This is a genomic window from Pseudomonas sp. NPDC089408, assembly GCF_044749445.1.
Classification (GTDB): domain Bacteria; phylum Pseudomonadota; class Gammaproteobacteria; order Pseudomonadales; family Pseudomonadaceae; genus Aquipseudomonas.
Map to the genome: position 1 here is coordinate 114,625 of NZ_JBIVHY010000003.1, position 23,332 is coordinate 137,956.

Consider the following 23,332-nt stretch of genomic DNA (forward strand, 5'->3'; position numbering starts at 1 on the left):
CGATCTAAAGCCAACCCCTCACTGCTTCATCCCCAACTCAGCATCATCCATCAGTGCTTTGGCCATCGCACTCAGGTAATGGGCAGCCCAGATCATCATCGGCTTTTCGTCCATCAGCCCGGTGATGGTCAGTTCGCGCACATACCCCATCAACTCCGAAGACTGCTCGCGGGCATCCCGGCACGGGATACCCGGCTCGATCCGGAACAGCGGGTGGGTGCGATTTTTGCCCTGGTAGAAGGTGGTCTTGCCGACGGTGAATTGGGTGTCTTCTGTTGTCATTGTTCAATCCCCTGAAAATTCTCTGGTGTCTGGTCTGGCTAAAAAAAGCCGGCGCACACGAGGTGCCCATGACAGCTGCCATAAAGGCAAAGCCATGTGGTTAGTTCAGGGCGGCCTGTCAAAGCCGATCGTTGATTGGCAACGACCACCCGAGACTAGTGCGCATTCCCCTACACCACAATGGCATGGAGTGTCTTTGAGAAATGTCCTACAAGAAATGTGTTAAATCTGTTTTTCCCTTCGATATCGAAGGTGTCGCCCATGCTTTTCTGCAATCTCCAGCCATGCACCCAGGGAGCGAGTGCGCAGGAAGCAGGAGTAACTGGCCCGAAACAGATGTAGGAGCGGCCTTGTGCCGCGAAGCGCCGCGCGGGCGGCGCTCGATCTCACAGGCGCTAAAACCGCCAAGCCGAACACCTGGCAGCCCCCACACAACCCACCCCGCCGCAAAGTGCCCTGCGGCAATCGGCCGCCTTCCAAGGCAAGGGCCTGGCCCTTTAACTGCATGGCACAAGCGTCACACCGGTGACGCATCATCCTTCACAAGCCGTATCGGGGAATGGAACATCGTGAACATCAAATGGGCAGAAAAGCTGCGCAAGGGCCTGCACGGCTCGGCCGACTCGCTGGGCAACCTGTGCGTCGAGGCCTTCCATTACCTGGCGCTGTTCGGCATTGGCGCAATCACAGCCTATGCGGCGGTGGTGACCTTCCTGGACATGCTCGGCAAGGGCGGGATCAGTGTCGATGACATCCTGCTGCTGTTCATCTACCTGGAGCTGGGGGCGATGGTCGGGATCTACTTCAAGACCAACCACATGCCGATCCGCTTCCTGCTGTATGTGGCAATCACTGCGCTGACCCGCCTGCTGATCGGCGATGTCTCGCACCACAAGGCGCCGGACGAAGGGCTGCTGTACCTGTGCGGGGGGATCCTGTTGCTGGCGTTCTCGATCCTGGTGGTGCGCTACGCCTCGTACCGCTACCCCTCGACCAAGGTGCTGGATGCAAACGGCAAGGAAGTGGAGGAGGGCAAGTAGCCCTCAGTTGGCCATGAACGCGCGCGGCTCGTGGCTGGCATCGCGGGTCAGTGCGGCCAGTACCTGCATCGGGTTCTGGCCCAGTTCGATGGCCAGCCCCAGGCGGATGCTGTCGATGACCCGCTGCAAACGCACCGGGTCGTTGCGCTGGGCCTGGGTGATCAGGCGCTTGGCGACCACGCCGGCGTCGTCGGACAGGGTGAGCATGATGCTGCCGTCGAGGTTGGCAATGCTCAGGTTGACCCGGTACTCGGGGGCGAAGGCGGCGCTGATCCGGTCGAAGGGGTTGTTCATGGTCTTGCTTCTGCGGTGAATGAATGCAGGAGTTGACCGGCTGGTTTGCAGGTTGGTTCAGCACCATTGATCGGTACAAACGAAAACGCCCGGCACTTGGCCGGGCGTTTTCAGTGGGGCGATCAGGCGTCCGGGTCACTTAGCTCCAGGGCGCCGCGCTTGCTGCGCAGCTTGCCGTAGAAGTGTTCCAGCGCGTGGCTGAGTTTAGTGGCGGCACCGTCCACTGCCTGGTCCAGCGAAGTGGCGGTGTGGGTCACGGAAATCGGTTGGTGGCCTTTGGGGCGAGCCTCCATCTGGCAGCGTTTGTCATGCGGTCCGGGTTTGGCGCCGTTCTCGTCGCGCAGGTGCACCTCGATGCGGGTGAGGTCGTCCTCGAAGCGCTCAAGAGAGCTTTCCAGTGTACTGCGGACCCACTGGTCGAGCCGGGCGTTGCTTTCGAAATGGTTGCTGCTGTTGACCTGGATTTGCATGATTCAATCCTTATTCAGCTTGCTCGCATGGAGGCGCGTCCAGGTCCTTGAGACTCTTGGAATTTCTGCGCCTCTTGACTCTAAGGTCAGGCAACCGGGGAACGAATTCAAGCCCTTTTCGAAAATAAATTTCTTGTTGCAATTGGGGCTGCTGTGCAGCCCATCGCAGCGGCCCCATACAATCGATCAGAACTCAACTGACGTCTGCACATATAAGGTCCGCGGCTCACCCACATACTTGCCCTTGTTGTTGTCGTCATAGGAGCGTGTGTAGTACTCGCGGTTGAACAGGTTCTTCACGCCCACCGCCACCTTCAGGTTCGACAGCTGCGGGCCGAAATCGTAGCCGGCGCGGGTCCTGACCAGCATGTAGCCGGGGATGCGCCCGGTGCTGCCGTCGGCGCTTTCGGTGCCGGTGTTGGCGTTGTCGGCGTACTGGCTGCTCTGGAAGCTGCCGTCCAGGTTGAGCTGCCACGGTCCTTCGGTATAACCCAGGCCCAGGTTGCCCTTGTGGCGCGACGAGAAGGGTACCTGGTTACCTTTGTTCGGCCCGTCCTCGCGGATGGTGGCATCGACGAAGGCATAGCTGGCGTGCACGTCGAAGCCGGCCAGCGCCGGGCTCACTCCGTCCAGCGCGTAGCGGATGCTGGTCTCGATGCCCTGGTGGCGGGTTTCGCCGCGGGCGATTACCGAATCGTTGGTCTGGTTGCTCTCATACTGGTTGTCGAAGTTGATCAGGAACGCACCGATCTCGGCCTGCAGGTCGCCGTTGTCGTAGCGGGTGCCCATTTCCCAGGTACGGGCCTTTTCCGGTTTCACTTCGCCACTGCTGACCCGGTTGGGCATCTGGCTGTACTGCACGCTGCCGAACGAACCCTCGGTGTTGGCGTACAGGTTCCAGCTGTCGGTCAGGTGGTACATCACGTTCAGTGCCGGCAGCGCGGTGTTGTAGCTACCCTGGTAGCGCTGGCCGCTGAGCTTGTTGCTCTGCTCCGAGTCGATCATCTCGTAGCGCACGCCCGGGGTGATGGTCCAGCGGCCGATGTCGATGCGGTCGTCCAGGTAGAGGGCGTGGGCTTCGGTGCTGCCACGGGTGTCGCGGTCGTTGCGGCTGGCGGTGGTGGGCAGGTCGCCGTTGACCGGTTCACGGAAGCGCAGCTCGTGGCCGGCTTCGTTGATGTAGCGGTAGCCGATGCCCAGTTCGTGCCAGCTGCCGCCCAGGGCCAGGCCCTGCGAGAAGCGGGTTTCGATACCGCGTACCCAGTACTCGCGTGGCGACAGCGATACGAAGCTGCCCTGGTCCAGGTAGCCGCTGCGCAGGGTCTTGGTGAAGAAGCTGTTGACGCTGAACTGGCGGTCGTCCTGCTTGTAGTCGTAGCCGAAGTTGAACAGCGTGCGGCGGCCCCAGAACTTGTCTTTCAGGCGGGTGGACTGGTACGGGTCGGCGTCGAAGTCGGCGGTGCTCAGGCCGCCGGGCATCTCGGCTTCGCCCTCGTAGTACTGGGCCATGGCGTGCAGGCTGTTGGCTTCGTCCAGTTGCAGCTTGCCCTTGAGGATCAGGTCGTCGATCTGGGTGTCGCTGTGCTCTCGCCAGTCGCCGCCACGGGTGCCGGAGTACAGCAATGCGCCGCCCAGGCCGTTGGCGTTGGTACCGCCGACCAGCAGGTTGGCGCTGTTCTTGAACCCATCGTGGCTGGAGGACGGGCTGATCTGGTTCTGCATGGCGGCCTTGAACGTGGCCTGATCGGGGATAGCCCGGGTGACGAAGTTGACGATGCCGCCGACGTTCTGCGGGCCATAGCGCACGGCGCCACCGCCGCGCACCACATCCACGGCGTCCATGTTGCCCATGCTCAACGGAGCCAGCGACAGTTGTGGCTGGCCATACGGGGCGAAGGGCACCGGGATGCCGTCCATCAGCACCGTTGAGCGCGAGGCCAGGCGCGGGTTGAGGCCACGGATGCCGAAGTTCAGCGCCAGGTCGTGGCTACCGGTGCCGTTGTTGTCGGGGGCGTTGACCCCGGGGATGCGGTTGAGCACTTCGCGGGCGGTGGTGGCACCGCTGCGTTCGAACGCTTCACGGCGCACCACGTCACGAGCGCCAGGATGTTCGAAGACATTGTCCTGCTGCGCCTCGGCCAGCCAGTCGCCGACCACGGTAGAGGCACCCAGCTCGACGGCGGCGCCTGCAGTTGCGCTGGCTACGGGCTGCAGGCTGAAGGCGTTGTCGGTTTCCTGCCGCGCTTGCAGGCCGCTGCCGCGCAACAGCGCATCGAGGCCCTCGCGTACGTCGTATTGGCCATCCAGGCCTTGCGTGTTCATGCCTTGGGTCAGTTGCGAGCCGAACGAGATCAGCGCACCGCTTTCACGGCCGAACTGGTTGAGGGCGTCTTCAAGCGAACCGGCGGCGATGTGGTAGCTGCGCGATTCAGCATGGGCGGCGGGCATGGCCAGCACGAGGGTGGTGCTGAGCAGCAGGGCGTGAACAAGTGGGCTTGGGCGCAACGGCATGGGTCGGGTCCTGACAGAGGGGGTTTGCCATGTCTGTCACGCGAGGTTGGGAAAATGGCTCAGGGGAATCGAAGTTTTTTTGCGCGTGTTCGTCGTAAGTTTTGTATTGGTTGTGAGATCGAGCGCCCCTGCACAACTCGCGGCGAGCACCTGAGACTCACCCCACATCCACCGTCACCCAATACCGGGTAAACCGCCGCACCCGCACCGGCAGCGCCACCTCCAGCATCTGCAGGATGCGTTCACTGTCATCCAGCGGATACGACCCGGAAATGCGCAGGTCGGCAACCTGATCGCTGCAGCCCAGTTGCCCATGGCGATATCGCCCAAGCTCGGCGAGGAAGTCGGCCAGGCGCATCTGCGATGCCACCAGCATGCCGTCGACCCAGGCCCCGACATTACGGTCGAGTGCCGCCACCGATCGCCATGCGCCAGCAAAACGTGCCTGCTGCCCGGCCAACAGGGGTTGCCCAGCGGCGCTGGCCACACCTTCGAATACAGAAACCACGCTGTAACCATCGAACTGGCGCACGTTGAAGCGCCCACTGTCCAAGCGCAGCGCCCCCTCCGCGGTACGCAACAGCAATGGCCGAGCATCGCTGGCCACCTGCAGCGCCAGTTCACCTTCGAACAGCCGCAACACGCGCTGCTGGCCGTCAAAACGCACGTCCGCGGCGCTGCGCGTGTTCAGTTGCAGCACACTGCCGTCGTCCAGCTGCATGCGCCGGCGCTGGCCGAGCGGGCTGCGGTAGTCGGCCATCAGACCCGGCAACCGGTTGTGCTGTTGCAGACCAAGCCCGGTAGCACTGGTGATACCCACCAGCAGCAAGGTCTTGAGCGCGCGCCGACGGGCTGGTGACGGAGGGGCTTGCAGCGTGGCGTGCACCACTGGCGATGTCACACCGCGCAAGCGCTGGTTGACCTGCTGAATGTGCGCCCAGGCCCGCTGATGCTCTTGGTTGGCCTGTAGCCAGCGGTCGAACGCCTGTTGTTGTCTCTGGCCAAAGTCATCGCCCTGCGACTCGATCAGCCAATGCACGGCCTGCTCCGCCACCTGCGGGGAGAACGTCGCGTTCACAGGGCGAAGTAGCAGCGCATGGCCGCCTTGCTCAGGTAGCGCTTGACCGTGGCCAGCGATATGCCCAGCTCGCGGGCGATTTCGCCCTGGCCCAGGCCATCGACCTGGGCTAGCAGGAAGGCGCGTTTGACCAGAGGTTGCAGGCCGTCCAGCAGGCGGTCGAGTTCGAGCAGAGTCTCGAAGATGAGAGCTTTGTCTTCTTCGCTGGGCGCTACTGCTTCCGGTACTTGGGCCAGGGCTTGCAGGTAGGCGCGCTCCAGTTCCTGACGGCGGAAGTGGTTGCACAGCACGCGTTTGGCCACGGTGGCGAGGAATGCGCGAGGTTCGACCAGTTGCGGTGTTTCGCGTGACTGGAGCAGGCGCAGGTAAGTGTCCTGCGCCAGGTCGGCGGCACTCTGCGGGCAGCCCAGGCGGCGGCGCAACCAGCTGGTGAGCCAGTTGTGATGGGTGTGGTAGAGGCCTTCGACAGTGGAAGAGCGCGCGCTGTGCACCGTGATACTCCGGCGCAATTCAGCGCAACTGGTAGTAAGAATTGTTCGCATTATATGTGCGGGCAAGGTTCTCGGCAATCGCCGGCTGGCGCGGTCACCTGTAGGAGCGGCCTTGTGTCCCGATCGGGCCGCAAGGCGGCCCCAGGTTCTCAGCTTCGCAGCACAGATTGTCGGGGCCGCTTTGCAGCCCTTTCGCGACACAAGGCCGCTCCTACAATAGCCCGCGCAGGCTTGAAGAGTTTTGCTTATGAGAATTGAAATCATTATTATTGCATCCCCGAAAACGCCCGGACCTTCGCCATGACGCGCAAAACCGCCGGCCTCCCGCTCAGCTATCGCCTGGCCGTGGCCTCACGCAGCCTGGCCGCGCTGCTGGGCGGCTACCTGCTGGCGTCCATGGCCAGCGTGTGTGTCGCCCTGGTGGCGCCCTTGCCCAAGGTCGATGCCACGGTTACCGGCCTGCTGCTATCGTTCGTCTTCTACCTGCTGGCGTTCATCTGGTGTTTCGCCTGCCGCAGCGCCTGGCGCGCGTGGCTGGGCGTGCTGGTGCCAAGCGTGCTGCTGGGCCTGATCAGCGGCGTTGCCTACTGGATGAAAAACCCATGAAAGAAGGCTTTCGCCAGGCCATGGCCTGGCTGCACACCTGGACCGGCCTGATCTTTGGCTGGCTGTTGTTCGCCATCTTCCTGACCGGCACGATGTCGTACTTCAAGGACGAGATCACTCACTGGTCGCAACCCGAAGTGCGCCGCCATGCGCTCGACCCGGCAGCGAGCCTGGGGCTGGCACAGCGTTACCTCGAAGCCAACGCTGGCCACGCCAGCAACTGGATGATCCGCTTGCCGAGCGAGCGCGAAGCAGCGCTCGGCGTGAGCTGGCGCAACCCGGATGGCGGACGGCGAGGCTTTGTCAGCAAAAGCCTCGATGCACAGACCGGCCAGCCGGTAGACGCACGTGACAGCCGCGGCGGCGAATTTTTCTACCGCTTCCACTTCCAGCTGGAAATGCCGTATCCCTTCGGGCGTTGGCTATCGACGTTCTGCGCCTTCATCATGTTGCTGGGGCTTGTCACCGGGATCATCACCCACAAGAAGATCTTCAAGGAGTTCTTCACCTTCCGCCCCGGCAAAGGCCAGCGCTCGTGGCTGGACGGGCACAACGCCATTGGCGTGCTGGTGCTGCCGTTTCACCTGATGATCAGTTACAGCAGCCTGGTGCTGTTCATGTACATGGTGATGCCGGCGGGCATCCTGGCCAGCTATGGCGGCAACACCGGGGATTACTTCAACGACCTGTTCGGCCGTGACGATGTGCCCAAGGTGGCCAATGTCGCGACGCCGCTGGCACCGCTGCCCAGCCTGTACGCGAAGGTGCAGGCGCTGGAGCCGGGTGCGCGCATTGGTTACATCCAGCTGCAGAACCCGGGTGACCGCAATGCCCGTGTCACCTTCACCCAGTCCTCGGCTGACAACGTGGCTTACAAGCGCAGTGCCAACTGGACGTTCGATGCCGCAACGGGCGAGTTGCTGAATCAAGGCAAGCCGGAGACCGGGGCGATGATGACCGCCTTCAGCTTCGCCGGGCTGCACATGGGTAATTTCGCCGGGCCGTGGTTGCGCTGGCTGTACTTCGTCTTCGGTGTGGCCGGCACCGCCGTGATCGGCACTGGCCTGGTGATGTGGCTGGGCAAGCGCCAGCTCAAGCATGCCAAGCGTGAGCACATGCCGGGTGAGCTGCGCCTGGTCGAGGTCCTCAATATCGCCAGCATGAGCGGCCTGTTGCTGGCGGTGGCGGGCTTCTTCTGGGCCAACCGGCTGATCCCGGTGGGCGTCGAGGGCCGTGCCGACTGGGAAGTGAATACCTTCTTGCTGGTGTGGGCGTTGTCCCTGGTACATGCTGTGCTGCGCCCCGGGCGGCGCGCCTGGGGTGAGCAACTGGCATTGGGGGCAGTGGGCTTTGGCCTGTTGCCGTTGCTCAATGGCCTGACCACCGGCCAAGGCCTGAACCACGCCGTGCCTGCGGGGGACTGGGCCATGGCCGGCTTCGACCTTACCGCGCTGGCCATCGGCCTTTTCCTCGCCTGGCTGGCCGGCAAGATGCTGCGCAGCGCCAAGCCGGTGGCCAAGCGTGCCCCGCGTGCGGCAAAAAAGCCGAGCACTGAACCTGTGGAGGCGAGCTGATGCTGGGTAACGCCCTGATCGCCTTTGCTGGCTTCGTCGCCCTGTGCCTGGCCATGAAAAAGCACTTCAGCGACCTGCTCGGGCGCAAGCCGCGCCCACGGCAGTTGCGCCTGTTGCGTATCGCCGGTTGGCTGCTGCTGGCGCTGTCGCTGGTCCTCAGCGTGCATCTGCGTGGCTGGGCCCATGGCCTGGTGGAGTGGACGGCGGTGATCATGGCCGGGGTGACCCTGTGGGTGTTCGGCCTGCCGTACCAGCCACGCCTGCTGCTGGGCCTGGCCGCCGCCAGTGTGGTGCTGGGCCCGTTGCTGGCCGTGTTCGCCGTGTGAACCCTTGAGCGAGCAGGGGGAAAGCATAAAGCCCGACGCCGACAGTGCTGGCGGCCGGGCGCGTTTCGTCCAGGTGTTCCAGGCCCAGCGCGCGCGCATGGAAGCGCTGGTCAGCCGCCGGGTGGGCTGCCGCGCCACGGCATCTGACCTGGTCCAGGAACTGTTCCTGCGTTTGTGGCGGCGCCCCGAGGTCAAGGTCGAGGCGCTGGACACTTACCTGTTGCGCTGCGCCGGCAACCTGGCCATCGACCACTTGCGCAGCGAAGGCAGCCGCGAGCGTGTGGCCGAAGCGGCTATTCCGGTGGATGAGGCGAGCATGGCCCTGGCCCCGGAGCAGGCCCTGGAGGTCGACCACGATTTGCAGCGCATCGAAGCCGCCTTGCGCGCCTTGCCCGAGCGTACCCGGCAGATCTTCCTGCTCAACCGCGTCCATGGCTGCAAGTACGGCGAAATCGCCAAGGCCATGCAACTGTCCCAGAGCGCGGTGGAAAAGCATATGATGCGCGCCCTCGAAGCGTGCAAGGCGAGCATTGCCGAGCCCGCGCCCACCCCACGCCGGCCAGGGAGTGCCCGTCGATGAGCCGTTTACCGCCGATCACCGAGGCGCAGTCGCAAGCGGCCCTGCAATGGCTCAGCCGTATCATCGACCAACCAGCGCAAGCCGAAGGGGCGGCGTTCAAGCGCTGGCTGCTGGCCGAGCCCGGGCACCGCGCAGCCTATGACCAGGCCCGGGCGCTGTGGCAGAAGACCGCCGTGCCCGCATCGCGCCTGGCTGAACAAGAGCATGAAAGCCTGCAACGTTATCTGGACGCCATGGCCAGGCCCACAGCCAGGCGCCCATGGCGTGCGCGGGTTGCGGCAATGGCAACGGCTGCCTGCCTGGTGCTGGCCATCAGCGTTGCCGGTGGTTGGCACCCGGGCTACTGGCTGCAGGACCTGCAGGCCGACTACAGCAGTACCGGGCAGGTTCGCCAGGTGACCTTGCAGGACCAGTCGCAGGTGACCCTGGATGCAGGGAGTGCGATTGCGGTCGATTTCGCTCATGGCGAGCGCCGCGTGCGCTTGCTGCATGGCGCGGCGTTTTTCCAGGTTACCCATACCGGCGCACCGTTCCTGGTCGAGGCAGGGGACGGTGAGGTGCGGGTGCTGGGTACCCAGTTCGAGGTGCGCCAGCAGGGCGAGGGCAGCCAGGTGACGGTGCGCAGCGGGCGGGTGGCGGTGAGCCCGGTAGCGGGCGACGTGGCGCGCGAGCTGACGGCCAACCAGCAGGTGACCTACGGCGCGGGCCACATGGGCGAAACCGTGGCGGTGGACAGCGACAACCGTCTGGCCTGGCGCCAGGGTTGGCTGAATTACTACCAGGTGCCGCTGGCACAGGTGGTCGAGGACCTAGGGCGTTATTACCCGGGGCGCATGCTAGTGCTTGATGATGAACTGGGGCAGCGCAAGGTCAGCGGCAGTTTCCCGGTAGCTGAACCGCTGCTGGCGCTGGATTCGTTGGGCAAGGTGATGGGCTTTTCGCGACAGACCGTTTTGGGGCGGTTGACCTTGATCCGGTAGTTACCTGTGGTGGCCTCTTCGCGGGTAAACCCGCTCCTACACAGGACAGCGCCCTCCCCAGGCCTGTGCAATACCCTGTAGGAGCGGGTTTACCCGCGAAGAGGCCGCCACAAGAGAAATATTTTCAAAAAGCGGATGAGGTAACAGGGCGTGGCATCCGTGTAATGAGTGGAAGTGCGATTCATTCGCAGTAATATCCCTCTCACAGGTCAGCGTCCATGAAGTTCTCCCCGCGTTGCGTCCCCCTCTGGTTCGGCTTTGCCCTGTTGCCTGTCATCGCCGCCGTCCCCCAGGCCAGCGCTGCCGAGCAACAGCAGGCCTATGCCTTCGCCCAGCCGGCCCAGCCGCTGGCCCAGGCCCTGAACGCTTTTAGCCGCACCACGGGCCAAAGTGTGGTCTACACCGTCGAACTGCCCGGCGTGCAGGCCCCGGCGCTGCACGGCAGCTACAGTGCCGAGCAGGCTCTTCAGCAACTGCTGGGCGCTTCCGGCCTGGCCTGGCGGCGTATCGACGCGCGCACCCTGACCCTGGAAACGGTGGACACCTCGGGCGCCCTCAACCTGCAGGCCACTACCGTCACCTCGCAACTGGACGCCTTCAGCTACCAGCCCCCGGCCAGTGCCTCGATCATGCGCGGCCAGGGCCCGAACCAGGACATTCCCCAGGCCATCAACGTGGTCCCGGCCCAGGTCATCCGCGACCAGGCCCCGCGCAACCTCGACGATGCCCTGGCCAATGTCAGCGGCATTACCCAGGGCAACAACTTCGGCGGCACCTCCGACACAGTGATGAAGCGCGGCTTTGGCGACAACCGCGACGGCTCGATCATGCGCGATGGCATGCCCATCGTGCAGGGCCGCAGCCTCAACGCCAGCACCGAGCGTGTCGAAGTGCTCAAAGGCCCGGCCTCGCTGCTGTACGGCATTCAGGACCCGGGCGGGGTGATCAACGTGGTCAGCAAGCGCCCGCAGCTTGAGCAGTACAACGCACTGAACGTGCGTGATTCGACCTATGGCAGTGGCAAGAACGGCAGTGGCGGCGGGTTCGACAGCACCGGCGCGCTGGGCGACAGCAACTTTGCCTATCGGCTGATTGTCGACCATGAAGACGAGGATTATTGGCGCAACTTCGGCGTGCACCGCGAATCGCTGGTGGCGCCGTCGCTGGCCTGGCTGGGCGAGGACACCCAGGTGGTACTGGCCTACGAGCACCGCGAATTCCTTTACCCGTTCGACCGCGGTACGGCGTTCGGCAGCAATGGCCACCCGCTGGACATTCCGGCCACACGGCGCCTGGACGAGCCGTTCAACGACATGGAAGGGCGGTCCGACCTGTATCGCCTGGAGGTCGATCACCAGCTGGCCGATGACTGGAAGCTGCACTTCGGCTATAGCTTCAATCGCGAGACTTACGATGCCAGCCAGGTTCGTGTCACCGGGGTGAACGAGGCCAAGGGCACCCTGACCCGCAGCATCGACGGTACCCACAACGCCATGAGCCGTGACCAGTTCGCAACCTTGAGCCTGGCCGGCAACCTGCAGTTGGCCGGCATGCAGCACGACCTGCTGTTTGGCGTCGATCACGAAGACCGCAAGATCTTCCGCGGTGACCTGATCCGGCAGACCGCCCAATCCACCTTCAGCTATGTGAACCCGGTCTACGGCCAGGAAGTGGAAGGCACATCAGTACGTGCCAGCGACAGTGACCAGACCGACAAACTGCGCACCGATGCGATCTTCCTGCAGGACGCGCTGCATTTGGACCAACACTGGATCCTGGTAGCCGGTGCGCGCTTCCAGCAGTACGACCAGTACGCCGGCCGTGGCCGCCCGTTCAAGGCCAACACTGATATCAGTGGCCAGGCCTGGGTGCCGCATGCCGGCATTGTCTACAAGGTCGATGACCAGCTGTCGTTCTACGGCAGCTACAGCGAGTCGTTCAAGCCCAACTCCAGCATTGCGCCGCTGTCCGGTGGTGTGGTGCTGGATTCGTCGGTCGCCCCGGAGGAGGGCAAGTCGTGGGAGGTGGGGGCCAAGCTCGATATGCCGGGCAGCCTGACCGGCACCTTGGCGCTGTTCGACATCACCAAGCGCAATGTGCTGGTAGCCAACTTCGACAGTGGTACTGGCGAAACACTTTACAGCAATGCGGGTGAGGTCAATTCGCGCGGTGTCGAACTGGACCTGACCGGGCAGCTTAGCGAGCGCTGGAGCCTGATCGGCAGCTACGCCTTCACCGATGCCAAGGTGACCAAGGACCCGGACCTGAAAGGCAACCGCCTGCAGAACGTAGCACGTCACACGGGCTCGCTGTCGGCGGTGTACGACTATGGCAGCCTGTTCGGTGGTGACCGCCTGCGTATCGGCACGGGGGCGCGCTATGTGGGGGAGCGCAGCGGCAACTCGACCAACACCTTCGACCTGCCGTCCTATACCGTGGCTGATGCCTTTGCCAGTTACGAGACCAAGCTGGACGAGCACAAGGTGCTGTTGCAGTTGAACGTGAAGAACCTGTTCGACAAGGTGTACTACAGCTCGGCGGTGAACCAGTATTTTGTGGCGATTGGGGATGCGCGGCAGGTGAGTTTGTCCAGTACCTTCGAGTTCTGAGGCTGCCTGTGCCGGCCTATTCGCGGCTAAAGCCGCTCCTACAAGTAACGCGTTGTGTTGGAGGCTGGTGCGGTCCCTGTGGGAGCGGCTTCAGCCGCGAATGGCCATACGGTATTCTCCGGGTGTCGCACCCATCGCCTGCCGGAACCGGTTACTGAAATGGCTGGCACTGGCAAACCCACACAGCAGGGCAATTTCCCCCAGCGGCATCACCCCCTGCCGCAACAGCTGGCAAGCCCGGTGCAGCCGCCGGGCCAGCAGGTACTGGTGCGGCGGTAGCCCGAAACTGGCGCGGAACATGCGCGCAAAGTGGTACTCGGACAAGTTGCAGCGCAACGCCAGCTCGCCCAGGGTCATCGGCTGGTCCAGGTGCGCTTCGATGTAGTCGACCAGTTGCCGGCGCAGGTTTGGCGCCAGCCCGCCTTTCAGGCGCAGGCCCTGACGCAGCCCGACCTGGCTGAGCAGTGCATGGTCGACGATTTCATGGGCCAGGCTGCTGGCCAACAGGCGCTCGCCGGGTTCGTCCCAGCCCAGGGCGATCAGTTGGCGAAAGCGTCGGGCCTGCTGTGGGTCGTCCAGAAAGGTCGCTTCCTGCAATTGCAATTCGCGCGGCTCACGGTCAAGCAGGCGCACGCAGCCGAGGGCGAACTGCGCTTCGCTGACGTACAGGTGCGCCAGGCGGATCTCTCCATTCACCACCCAGTTCGATTCGTGGCCGGCCGGCATGATGCACAGCTTGTCGGGTGCGCCCTTGTCGGCCGGCCTTTGGCGGCGGAACGTGCCGGTACCGTCGGCGATGTAGCACGACAGGGTGTGGTGGCTCGGCGCCTGATAGTCGCGGGCATCGTCGCGGTTGCTCCACAACGCTGCCGCCAGTCCGTCGCCCAGGTGCGCGCTCAGCTCCAGGCGGGCGTGGGGCGAGGCGTGCATGGCGTTGAACACTTGCAGTTGGGTGAATGGCGTCATGGGTGGTTCCTCTGAGGCCCATCCTACTGCGCCTTGGGCTGGCTGACAGCCACCGGCGGGACAAATGCGCAAGTTTGTGCAAGCGCTTTGGGGCTCGCCGGGAGAACACTGAAAGGCATCGGCGAGGGCTGTGCCCTCGCTTCGCGGGTGAACCCGCTCCTACGGGGACCGTGTCAATCGCGAAATCGGCGCGGTCCCTGTAGGAGCGGCTTTAGCCGCGAAGCGCCGGGCACCGATCTCGAAAGGCCCAAGGAATCACCGCCATGAACCTGTCACTCTACCTGCTCACCGTCCTGATCTGGGGCACCACCTGGATCGCCCTGAAGCTCCAGCTGGGCGTGGTCGCCATTCCGGTGTCGATCGTCTACCGCTTCGCCCTGGCCGGCCTGATTCTGTTTGCCCTCCTGCTGCTCACCCGGCGCCTGCAGCCGATGAACAAGCGCGGCCACCAGATCTGCCTGGCCCAGGGCCTGTGCCTGTTCTGCGTCAACTTTATCTGCTTCCTCAGCGCCAGCCAGTGGATCGCCAGCGGTTTGATCGCCGTGGTGTTTTCCACCGCCACGCTGTGGAACGCGCTGAATGCGCGGATCTTCTTCGGTCAGAAAATCGCCAGCAATGTGCTAGGCGGCGGAGCGCTTGGGTTGCTGGGGTTGGGCTTGTTGTTCTGGCCGGAGCTGTCGCACCACGCCGCCAACCCCGAAACCCTCTACGGGCTGGGCCTGGCGCTGCTGGGCACATTGTGCTTTTCGGCTGGCAACATGCTTTCCAGCATGCAACAGAAAGCCGGCCTCAAGCCCATGACCACCAATGCCTGGGGCATGGTCTACGGCGCGACGATGCTGGCGGTGTATTGCCTGGTCAGCGGTATCCCGTTCGCCATGGAATGGAACACGCGTTACATCGGCTCGCTGCTGTACCTGGTGATCCCCGGCTCGGTGATCGGCTTTACTGCCTACCTGACACTGGTCGGGCGCATGGGGCCGGAGCGGGCGGCGTACTGCACGGTGCTTTTTCCGTTGGTGGCGTTGAATGTGTCGGCGGTGGCCGAGGGGTATCAATGGACCGCGCCGGCCCTGCTGGGGCTGGTGGCGGTGATGGCGGGGAATGTGCTGGTGTTTCGCAAGCCCAAGGCCAGGGTGGTTGGGCCTGTTGTGATGGTTAAATAGGGGATGGGTTGCCTGTACCGGCCCTTTCGCGGGTGAACCCGCTCCTACAACGAATCACATAACCTGTGTAGGAGCGGGTTTACCCGCGAAGAGGCCGGTACAGGCAATACAGGGCTATCAGCCCTTCCACACCTGCGGGTTCACCAGGTCCCGCGGCCGCTCGCCGAACAAGGCCGCACGCAGGTTGTCCATCGCCCGGTTGGCCATGGCCTCGCGGGTTTCGGCCGTGGCCGAGCCAATGTGCGGCAAGGTCAGCGCATTGGGCAGCTTGAACAGCGGCGAATCGCTCAGCGGCTCTTTCTCGTACACATCCAGCCCGGCGCCGCGAAGGGTGCCGTTCTGCAGTGCTTCGATCAGCGCGGCCTCATCGACCACTGGCCCACGGGCGATGTTGATCAGGAACGCGCTTGGCTTCATCAGCTTCAGCTCGCGGGTGCTGATCAGCTTGCGGGTGGCATCGGACAACGGCACCACGATAACCACAAAGTCCGCTTCGGCCAGCAGCTGCTCGAGGCTGCGGAACTGCGCGCCCAGCTCTTGCTCCAGCGCGGTCTTGCGGCTGTTGCCGCTGTACAGGATCGGCATGTTGAAGCCAAAGCGGCCACGGCGGGCCACGGCTGCACCAATGTTGCCCATGCCGACGATGCCCAGGGTCTTGCCATGCACATCGCTGCCGAAGTGGGCCGGGCCGACGGTGGCCTGCCAGTTTCCGGCCTTGGTCCAGGCATCCAGCTCGGCGGTGCGACGGGCGCAGCCCATGACCAGCGAGAAGCCCAGGTCGGCGGTACTTTCGGTGAGTACATCCGGGGTGTTGGTCAGGGCGATGCCGCGCTCGTTGAAGTAGTCCAGGTCGTAGTTGTCGTAGCCGACCGACACGCTGGACACCACCTCCAGCCTGGCCGCACCTTCAAGCTGGGCGCGGCCGAGCTTGCGGCCAACGCCGATCAGGCCATGGGCTTCGGGCAAGGCTTCGTTGAACTGGGCGTTGATGTCGCCCAACTTGGGGTTGGGCAGGATCACATTGAAGTCTTGCTGCAGGCGCTCGGCCATGGCCGGGGTGATACGGCTGAAGGCCAGGACGGTCTTTTTCATCGGGCTACTTCCAAAAGAAAAGCTACAAGCTACAAGCTTCAAGCCACAAGAAAAAGCAGCACCTGCACGGATCTGCTTTTTCTTGAGGCTTGAAGCTTGCGGCTTGCAGCTGCTTTTAGTTGGCGATCAGCACCTGATGGGTTTTCAGGTCCGCTTCATGTGCCGCCAGAATCTCCGGCAGCGAGTTGCGCAGGTACTCGACCCAAGTCTTGATCTTGGCGTCCAGGTATTGTCGCGACGGGTAGATCGCGTACAGGTTCAACTCCTGCAAGCGGTACTCGGGCAGTACCCGCACCAGGCTGCCGTCACGCAGGCCATCGATGGCCGAATAGATTGGCAGCACGCCCACGCCCATGCCACTGCGGATAGCCGTCTTCATGGCGTCGGCGGTGTTGACCATGAACGGCGAGCTGGTGATGTTGACCATTTCCTGGCCCTCCGGGCCGTCGAACAGCCACTTTTCCAGCGGGATCACCGGGCTGACCATGCGCAGGCAGGCGTGCTTGAGCAGGTCGGCAGGCTTGTTCGCCTCACCGTGGCGGGCAATGTAATCGGGCGAAGCGCAGACGATGCTGTAGGTGATACCCAGGCGCTGCGAGACGAACCCCGAGTCGGGCAGTTCGGTGGCCAGCACGATGGACACGTCATAGCCTTCGTCGAGCAGGTCGGGCACGCGGTTGGCCATGGTCAGGTCGAAGGTCACGTCCGGGTGCGATTCGCGGTAGCGGGCGATGGCATCGACCACGAAATGCTGGCCGACCCCGGTCATCGAATGCACCTTCAGCTGCCCGGCCGGGCGCGCATGGGCGTCGCTGGCCTCGGCTTCGGCTTCTTCGACGTAGGTAAGAATCTGTTCGCAACGCATCAGGTAGCGCTTGCCAGCCTCGGTCAGCGCTATGCGGCGGGTGGTACGGTTGAGCAGCCTTGTTTGCAGATGGGCTTCCAGGTTGGAGACCGCCCGCGACACGTTCGCGGTGGTCGTATCCAGTTGCGCCGCAGCGGCAGTAAAGCTGCCTAATTGGGCTACGCAACTGAAAGCACGCATGTTTTGCAGGGTGTCCATAGGTCACTCTCGATGTAGAGGACAAAATTGTGTCACGAAGTAACGCAAAAGGTATGAAAACTTGCCTTCGACCAAAGGCGGATTATCGCTGTTTTGGTAACAAAGATTCGCAGGAATCTGCGCTTATCGCCAGTGCTGCAGCCCCCTAGAATTGCCCGGCCCCCTCACCACTTCCTCGGGATATCGCAGCTGTGCCGCGTCGCATCATCAGAACGCTCAATGCGTTCAGTGCCTGTGCCCTTGCCCTCACCTTGAGCGGCTGTATCGGAACCTGGGGCATTGCCCCGCAAAGCAAGACGCTGCAAGCCAATAACTTGACCACCGACGCGGCCATTCGCGAAGCCGCAACCGATGCCCACTGGCCCGACCAGCAGTGGTGGCACGCCTATGGCGACGCCCAACTGGACCGCTGGCTTGCCATGGCCGTGGCCGGCAGCCCGAGCCTGGCCATGGCCGCGGCGAGGGTGCGCGAAGCCAAGGCCATGGCCGGTGTGGTCGAGTCGGCAGAAAAGCTCCAGGCCAACGGCCAGGCTACGCTCAAACGCCACAACTGGCCTGAAGACCAGTTCTACGGCCCTGGCGCGCTGTCCGGTGCCAACACCTGGGATAACAACGCGGCCATCGGCTTCAGCTATGCCCTTGACTTGTGGGGCCGTGAACGCAATGCCAGCGAGCAGGCTGTGGACCAGGCGCACATGAGCGTGGCCGAAGCCCGCCAGGCGCAGCTGGAACTGCAGAACAACGTGGTACGCGCCTACATCCAGTTGAGCCTGCACTTTGCCCAGCGCGATATCGTCAAGGCCGAACTGGAACAGCAAGAGCAGATTCTGGCCTTGGCCAAGCGCCGCCTGAATGCCGGTATCGGTACCCACTTCGAAGTCAGCCAGGCCGAAGCGCCGCTGCCGGAAACCCACCGTCAGCTCGACAGCCTGAACGAAGAAATCGCCCTGACCCGCAACCAGTTGGCGGCCCTGGCTGGCAAAGGCCCGGGGGAGGGCGCGCAGTTGCAGCGCCCGACCCTGGCCCTGGCCGCGCCGCTGAAACTGCCGTCGAACCTGCCGGCCGAACTGGTCGGCCAGCGCCCTGACGTGGTCGCCAGCCGTTGGCAGGTGGCCGCGCAGGCGCGCGGCATCGACGTCGCCCATGCCGGTTTCTTCCCCAATGTCGACCTGGTTGGCAGCCTGGGCTTCATGGCCACCGGCGGCGGCCCGCTGGAGTTCCTTACCGGGCGCAAGTTCAACTACAACGTCGGCCCGGCCATCAGCCTGCCGATCTTCGACGGTGGCCGCCTGCGTTCGCAGTTGGGCGTGGCGTCGGCCGGTTACGACGTGGCCGTGGCGCGCTATAACCAGACCGTGGTCGGTGCGCTGAAGAACATCTCCGACCAGTTGATCCGCCGCGAATCGATGAAGGAGCAGTCGCACTTCGCCGCCGAGTCGGTCGCCGCCGCGCAGAAAACCTACGACATCGCCATGGTCGCCTTCCAGCGTGGCCTTACCGACTACCTCAACGTGCTCAATGCGCAAACGTTGCTGTTCCGCCAGCAGCAGGTGCAACAGCAGGTGCAGGCCGCGCGGCTGATCGCCCATGCCGAGCTGGTCACTGCCCTGGGTGGCGGCCTTCAGGCTGGCCAGGACGTGCCGAAAGAAGAACGCCAGGCAGCGCCGAAAACCCCGGCCACCCTGGCCATTTTCGACAAGAAGCCGGATAACGCCGAATGAGCACTTCCAGTTTGCCCGTGCGCTGGCTGCAAAGCCTGGAATGGCGCCGGGGCTTCTTTGCCTGGGCGCGCACCGACGGCGTCACCTGGGTGTACATCTTCAAGGTGCTAGCCGCTGCATTCATCACCCTGTGGCTGGCCATGCGCCTGGAGCTGCCGCAACCGCGCACGGCAATGATCACCGTGTTCATCGTCATGCAGCCGCAAAGCGGCCATGTGTTCGCCAAGAGTTTCTACCGGGTGCTTGGCACGCTGGCCGGTTCGGCAATGATGGTGGCGCTGATCGCCATCTTCCCGCAGAACACCGAGCTGTTCCTGCCCAGCCTGGCGCTGTGGGTGGGCCTGTGTTCGGCCGGTGCCATGCGCTACCGTACCTTCCGTGCCTATGGCTTCGTGCTGGCCGGTTACACCGCTGCGATGATCGGCCTGCCGGTGCTGCAACACCCCGACCAGGCATTCATGGCGGCGGTATGGCGGGTATTGGAAATTGCCCTGGGCATCCTGGTGTCGACCTTTGTCAGCGCCGCAATTCTGCCGCAGTCAGCCAGTGCTGCCATGCGCAACGCCCTGTACCAGCGCTTTGGCGTGTTCGCCGGGGTCGTGGTCGAGGCCTTGCGCGGCGACAGCCAGCGTGACCGTTTCGAGAGCAGCAACGTGCGTTTCATCGCCGAGGCGGTGGGCCTTGAAAGCTTGCGTAACGTCACCGCCTTCGAAGACCCGCACATGCGCCGCCGCTCTGGCCGCCTGGTGCGGATGAACAGCGAGTTCATGGCCATCACCACCCGCTTCAACGCCTTGCACCGCTTGCTGGAACGCCTGCGCGCCCGGGGCCCGCTGCAGATCGTCAGTGCCATCGAACCGGGCCTGAATACCTTGGTGGAGCTGTTGCAACCCTACGTGGGCCGGGCGCTGACCGACGCCGATGCGCTGCGCCTGACCCTGGAGCTGGCCGCCTACAAGGAAGGCCTGCAGGCCCAGGTGCGCGGCCTGCGTGCCGAATACCTGGCGACCGAGCCATGCGAGGCCGACCAACTCGACTTCCACACCGCGTTCGAGCTGCTGTACCGCTTTGTCGACGAGATGTTCAGCTACGCCGAAACCCACGCCTCACTGGCTGCGCACAAGCATGAGCGCGAGCAGTGGGACGAACCCTACGTGGCGCAGACCAGCTGGCTGGTGTCGGCCGCCGCCGGTGTGCGCGCCTCGGCAGTGCTGTTGCTGCTGGGCAGCTACTGGCTGCTCAGCGACTGGCCCAGCGGCGCCATGATGACCCTGATCGCCACGGTCACCGTAGGCCTGTCGGCCGCTTCGCCGAACCCCAAGCGCATGTCGTTCCAGATGGCCTGCGGCACGGCGATCGGCGCCTTTGTCGGCTTCTTCGAAACCTTCTTCGTGTTCCCCTGGATCGACGGTTTCCCGCTGCTGTGCATGGTGCTGGCGCCGGTGTTCGTGCTGGGTGCGTTCCTGTCGTCACGGCCGGCATACGCGGGTTATGGCATCGGCTTGCTGGTGTTCTTCGCGATTGGCTCGGTGCCCAACAACCTGACCGTGTATGACCCCTACAGCTTTATCAACGACTACATTGGCATGGTCATCGGCATGTTCGTCTGTGCCGCCGCCGGGGCAATCATCCTGCCGCCCAACAGCCGCTGGCTGTGGAGCCGCCTGGAGCAGGAATTGCGCGAGCAGGTGCTGTTCGCCATCAGCGGCCGCCTGCGCGGTATCGGCACGGCCTTCGAAAGCCGCACCCGCGACCTGCTGCACCAGGCCTATGGCCTGGCAGCCGGCAAGCCGCAGGTGCAAAGCCAGTTGATGGGCTGGATGTTCACCGTGCTGGAAATCGGCCATGCGGTCATCGAGCTGCGCAAGGAACAGGCCCGCGCACCGGTGCACCCGGCCTATGCCGAGTCGCAACCATGGCGCCAGGCCATCCGTGTAATGGGCCGCGCCCTGGCACGGCTGTTCCTGCAGCCCAGCGCCAGTAATCACGAACGTGCGCTGGTGGCGGTAGACCACGCCATCGCCCGGGTGCAGGCCACCGACGAGCCGTTTGCCCGACACTTCGACACCTCGGTGCTGCGTCGCGCGCAAAGCTACCTGCACTTCATCCGTTCTTCCCTGCTGGACCCACAGTCGCCGCTGGTACCGGCGAAAGGACTGCACGATGCTCCGTGAAAGCATGCCCCGTGAAATCGCCTTCCATGGCGTATACATGCCCACCATGACCCTGATGTTCCTGTTCGCCCTGGGCCTGGCCTGGGGCCTGGACCGGTTTATCGCCAGCCATGATGGCTACCGCTTCTTCTGGCACCCGGCGCTGCTGCGCCTGAGCCTGTTCGTCTGCCTGTTCGGCGCCATGGCGCTTACTGTCTACTGGTGAGAAACCCTCGATGAAAAAGTTCTTCAGCCTGATCGCCACCCTGCTGGTGCTGGTCGCTGCCGTGGCCATCGGTCGCCAGTTGTGGCTGCACTACATGACCACCCCGTGGACACGCGACGGCCGCGTACGCGCCGACATCATCAACGTTGCCGCCGACGTGCCCGGCTATGTGGTGGACGTGCCAGTCAAGGACAACCAGCGGGTGAAAAAGGGCGACCTGCTGATCCAGATCGACCCCGAGCACTACCAGCTTGCGGTCGACCAGGCCAAGGCGCTGGTTGCTTCGCGCAAGGCCACCTGGGAAATGCGCAAGGTCAACGCCAAGCGCCGGGCTGACATGGACAACCTGGTGATCTCCAAGGAAAACCGCGACGACGCCAGCAACATCGCCAACGCCGCCCAGGCCGACTACCAGCAGGCCCTGGCCGAACTGGCTGCCGCCGAGCTGAACCTCAAACGCACGCACATTGTGGCCACGGTAGATGGCTACGTGACCAACCTGAATATTCACAAGGGCGACTACGCGCGCACCGGTGAGGCGGTGATGGCGGTGGTCGACGAAAACTCGTTCTGGGTGTATGGCTTCTTCGAAGAGACCAAGCTGCCGCATGTTAAGGTGGGTGACCAGGCCGAGTTGCAGATGATGAGCGGCGAGCGCATCAAGGGCCATGTGGAGAGCATCGCCCGCGGCATTTACGACCGCGACAACCCACAGAGCCGCGAGCTGATCGCCGACGTGAACCCGACCTTCAACTGGGTTCGGTTGGCGCAGCGGGTGCCGGTGCGCATTCACATTGATGAAGTGCCGGAAGGGTTTTTGCTGGCGGCGGGGACGACGTGTACGGTGGTGGTGAAGCGGAGCGAGGGGTGACCTTCGGCGCCATTCTGGCCCACAGGAACTGCACCGCCTTTGAATACAGCGCTGGACCTGTGGGAGCCGGCATGCCCGCGAAGAATCCAACGCGGTGGCTGGAACCGGCTGTTCTTCCTGAAGAAAAAAAGGTGCGCGGTGCGTTTGTTGATAGAAGTGCAGTCTCCACGGGTCATAAGGGGCGGTAGCAGCGTTTTTGGATGCAGCGCTGTTAGTTTGACCTTATGTTCTTGGAAACGGTGATAGGCGTATGCACGTTGGGATAAAATAAAATGGGGGTGGTTGTATAGATGTCATCCTTGGCCTCAAAGGGTAGCGGATAAAATCCGGGATAAATTTCTGCGAGGACCCTTGCCCGGTATCCGTTGGCTCCATCTGGTCTTATAGAACCTTGGATCGTTCCGTCGAATCCATATGTCGGTCGCGAGGTTATATTGGCAATACGCTGTGCGAGTGAGAGCAAGCTTCCGGATGCAGCGCCGCTGTTGCAGGACAGCAAGAAAATGTCCTCGATATCAGGTAGTTGAATTGATAATGATTTTATCAGCGCGGGGATGGTATTCGCGTCATGAACGCTATCTCCAATTTTTATGCTATTGTAGCTTCCATGGCCATGCAGAATTAAGTCGGATTTATTTTTTATATGAGATGGCTTTAAATAAATCCCGAAATTATTACTGTCTCTTATAACCGGCTTTAGGTTCCTGAGAAGCATGTATTTTTCACCTGTACGGCCGTCTGGGTCATAGCGATTGACAGGGTCGTTAAGTACATAGCAGTAGGCGTTAATTCCACCCTTGCCAAATGGACTTAGGGTGTCGGTGGTGGTGAACCTCATCAAGGCGGGTGAATACCAGCGGTGTCCGTTGCCTAACCCATAACACCCATTTGCTAAGTCGAGATATCCGCCGTTAAATCCCACAGGTATAGCCGCTGTCTTTTTTGTGAAACCGAAAGGTGAATATGCCTGGCACATGCGTCCACTCGGAAATGCGTACGCTAACGCTGAGCCCATGAGATCAAGGGCCAGCACGTGGGTTGGCGAAAGTGTGGAGCGCTGAAGAGCCAAACAGTGGTGGTCATGACTCACGAATCGAGTACATGCCTCAATGCTCTCTAGCATGGCAAGGTTACGTGTATTGTAGAAGTAGCGCATTCCTGACTCCTTGAGTTATGCCCACCTTACTACCTGGCCGTATTCGTGCAACTGGCAAAATTGTCAGGGAATGCGCT

The 23,332-nt window shown here is 63.0% G+C and carries 22 protein-coding genes; 12 read left to right on the plus strand and 10 right to left on the minus strand.

Going from position 1 to position 23,332, the window contains the following annotated elements:
• Nucleotides 1-18: 18 nt before the first annotated feature.
• On the minus strand, nucleotides 19-282 hold the full coding sequence (locus tag ACIP02_RS06345) for a DUF3077 domain-containing protein (RefSeq protein WP_400614321.1): 264 nt from the start codon (nucleotides 280-282) through the stop codon (nucleotides 19-21).
• 569 nt (nucleotides 283-851) lie between these two features.
• On the opposite strand from ACIP02_RS06345, the gene ACIP02_RS06350 reads away from it, so the two are divergent.
• Nucleotides 852-1,322 carry a phosphate-starvation-inducible protein PsiE gene (locus tag ACIP02_RS06350; RefSeq protein WP_264311624.1) on the plus strand — a complete coding sequence of 157 codons (471 nt, stop codon included), beginning with the start codon at nucleotides 852-854 and terminating at the stop codon, nucleotides 1,320-1,322.
• Between the two features lie 3 nt (nucleotides 1,323-1,325).
• Here the strand turns inward: ACIP02_RS06350 and ACIP02_RS06355 are convergent, their stop codons facing one another.
• The 5 genes from ACIP02_RS06355 to ACIP02_RS06375 form a co-directional block, all read right to left on the minus strand.
• The gene (locus ACIP02_RS06355) at nucleotides 1,326-1,616 is read right to left on the minus strand and encodes a DUF3509 domain-containing protein (protein WP_201207816.1); all 291 of its coding nucleotides are present in this window, start codon (nucleotides 1,614-1,616) and stop codon (nucleotides 1,326-1,328) included.
• 122 nt (nucleotides 1,617-1,738) lie between these two features.
• On the minus strand, nucleotides 1,739-2,086 hold the full coding sequence (locus ACIP02_RS06360) for an HPF/RaiA family ribosome-associated protein (protein ID WP_400614324.1): 348 nt from the start codon (nucleotides 2,084-2,086) through the stop codon (nucleotides 1,739-1,741).
• Nucleotides 2,087-2,272: 186 nt separating this feature from the next.
• Nucleotides 2,273-4,597 carry a TonB-dependent Fe(3+) dicitrate receptor FecA gene (fecA, locus tag ACIP02_RS06365; RefSeq protein ID WP_400614327.1) on the minus strand — a complete coding sequence of 775 codons (2,325 nt, stop codon included), beginning with the start codon at nucleotides 4,595-4,597 and terminating at the stop codon, nucleotides 2,273-2,275.
• Nucleotides 4,598-4,754: 157 nt separating this feature from the next.
• A complete protein-coding gene (locus ACIP02_RS06370; protein ID WP_400614329.1) occupies nucleotides 4,755-5,675 on the minus strand; it encodes a FecR domain-containing protein in 921 nt (306 codons plus the stop codon).
• Complete coding sequence (locus ACIP02_RS06375) at nucleotides 5,672-6,217, minus strand: sigma-70 family RNA polymerase sigma factor (RefSeq protein ID WP_400614332.1); 546 nt, start codon at nucleotides 6,215-6,217, stop codon at nucleotides 5,672-5,674. Before ACIP02_RS06375 ends, ACIP02_RS06370 begins: the two co-directional genes overlap by 4 nt.
• Before the next feature lie 249 nt (nucleotides 6,218-6,466).
• Between ACIP02_RS06375 and ACIP02_RS06380 the strand changes: the two genes are divergently transcribed.
• From ACIP02_RS06380 to ACIP02_RS06405, 6 genes are all read left to right on the plus strand, one after another.
• Nucleotides 6,467-6,772 carry a DUF3649 domain-containing protein gene (locus tag ACIP02_RS06380; protein ID WP_400614334.1) on the plus strand — a complete coding sequence of 102 codons (306 nt, stop codon included), beginning with the start codon at nucleotides 6,467-6,469 and terminating at the stop codon, nucleotides 6,770-6,772.
• Nucleotides 6,769-8,346 carry a PepSY-associated TM helix domain-containing protein gene (locus ACIP02_RS06385; protein ID WP_400614336.1) on the plus strand — a complete coding sequence of 526 codons (1,578 nt, stop codon included), beginning with the start codon at nucleotides 6,769-6,771 and terminating at the stop codon, nucleotides 8,344-8,346. The genes ACIP02_RS06380 and ACIP02_RS06385 overlap by 4 nt, the downstream gene beginning before the upstream one ends.
• Nucleotides 8,346-8,672, plus strand: a complete 327-nt coding sequence (locus ACIP02_RS06390; protein WP_400614338.1) for a DUF3325 domain-containing protein — start codon at nucleotides 8,346-8,348, stop codon at nucleotides 8,670-8,672. Before ACIP02_RS06385 ends, ACIP02_RS06390 begins: the two co-directional genes overlap by 1 nt.
• A gap of 4 nt (nucleotides 8,673-8,676) precedes the next feature.
• Nucleotides 8,677-9,252 (plus strand): RNA polymerase sigma factor, encoded by a 576-nt coding sequence (locus ACIP02_RS06395; RefSeq protein ID WP_400614340.1) that lies wholly within the window; start codon nucleotides 8,677-8,679, stop codon nucleotides 9,250-9,252.
• On the plus strand, nucleotides 9,249-10,232 hold the full coding sequence (locus ACIP02_RS06400) for a FecR family protein (RefSeq protein WP_400614342.1): 984 nt from the start codon (nucleotides 9,249-9,251) through the stop codon (nucleotides 10,230-10,232). Before ACIP02_RS06395 ends, ACIP02_RS06400 begins: the two co-directional genes overlap by 4 nt.
• A gap of 218 nt (nucleotides 10,233-10,450) precedes the next feature.
• On the plus strand, nucleotides 10,451-12,841 hold the full coding sequence (locus tag ACIP02_RS06405; RefSeq protein WP_400614344.1) for a TonB-dependent siderophore receptor: 2,391 nt from the start codon (nucleotides 10,451-10,453) through the stop codon (nucleotides 12,839-12,841).
• Nucleotides 12,842-12,931: 90 nt separating this feature from the next.
• Here the strand turns inward: ACIP02_RS06405 and ACIP02_RS06410 are convergent, their stop codons facing one another.
• Nucleotides 12,932-13,807 (minus strand): helix-turn-helix domain-containing protein, encoded by an 876-nt coding sequence (locus tag ACIP02_RS06410; protein WP_400614346.1) that lies wholly within the window; start codon nucleotides 13,805-13,807, stop codon nucleotides 12,932-12,934.
• 263 nt (nucleotides 13,808-14,070) lie between these two features.
• On the opposite strand from ACIP02_RS06410, the gene ACIP02_RS06415 reads away from it, so the two are divergent.
• Nucleotides 14,071-14,973 (plus strand): DMT family transporter, encoded by a 903-nt coding sequence (locus ACIP02_RS06415; protein ID WP_400614348.1) that lies wholly within the window; start codon nucleotides 14,071-14,073, stop codon nucleotides 14,971-14,973.
• A 117-nt stretch (nucleotides 14,974-15,090) separates the two neighbouring features.
• On the opposite strand, the gene ACIP02_RS06420 is transcribed toward ACIP02_RS06415, so the two are convergent.
• Nucleotides 15,091-16,065, minus strand: a complete 975-nt coding sequence (locus ACIP02_RS06420) for a 2-hydroxyacid dehydrogenase (RefSeq protein ID WP_400614350.1) — start codon at nucleotides 16,063-16,065, stop codon at nucleotides 15,091-15,093.
• Nucleotides 16,066-16,180: 115 nt separating this feature from the next.
• Entirely contained in the window at nucleotides 16,181-17,128 is a 948-nt protein-coding gene (locus ACIP02_RS06425; protein ID WP_400614352.1) for a LysR family transcriptional regulator, read from the minus strand.
• A gap of 191 nt (nucleotides 17,129-17,319) precedes the next feature.
• On the opposite strand from ACIP02_RS06425, the gene ACIP02_RS06430 reads away from it, so the two are divergent.
• Genes ACIP02_RS06430 through ACIP02_RS06445 form a run of 4 tightly spaced genes read left to right on the plus strand, consistent with a single transcriptional unit; the run spans nucleotide 17,320 to nucleotide 22,099 of the window.
• Nucleotides 17,320-18,849: an efflux transporter outer membrane subunit gene (locus ACIP02_RS06430; protein ID WP_400614354.1), complete on the plus strand. Its 1,530-nt coding sequence runs from the start codon at nucleotides 17,320-17,322 to the stop codon at nucleotides 18,847-18,849.
• Nucleotides 18,846-21,023 (plus strand): FUSC family protein, encoded by a 2,178-nt coding sequence (locus ACIP02_RS06435; RefSeq protein ID WP_400614356.1) that lies wholly within the window; start codon nucleotides 18,846-18,848, stop codon nucleotides 21,021-21,023. Before ACIP02_RS06430 ends, ACIP02_RS06435 begins: the two co-directional genes overlap by 4 nt.
• A 4-nt stretch (nucleotides 21,024-21,027) precedes the next feature.
• A complete protein-coding gene (locus ACIP02_RS06440; protein WP_009685040.1) occupies nucleotides 21,028-21,228 on the plus strand; it encodes a DUF1656 domain-containing protein in 201 nt (66 codons plus the stop codon).
• A gap of 10 nt (nucleotides 21,229-21,238) precedes the next feature.
• Entirely contained in the window at nucleotides 21,239-22,099 is an 861-nt protein-coding gene (locus ACIP02_RS06445; RefSeq protein ID WP_400614358.1) for an efflux RND transporter periplasmic adaptor subunit, read from the plus strand.
• Between the two features lie 211 nt (nucleotides 22,100-22,310).
• Here ACIP02_RS06445 and ACIP02_RS06450 read toward each other — a convergent pair whose 3' ends face one another.
• Nucleotides 22,311-23,255, minus strand: coding sequence for an RHS repeat-associated core domain-containing protein (locus ACIP02_RS06450; protein WP_400614361.1), 945 nt, complete (start codon nucleotides 23,253-23,255; stop codon nucleotides 22,311-22,313).
• Nucleotides 23,256-23,332: the final 77 nt, after the last annotated feature.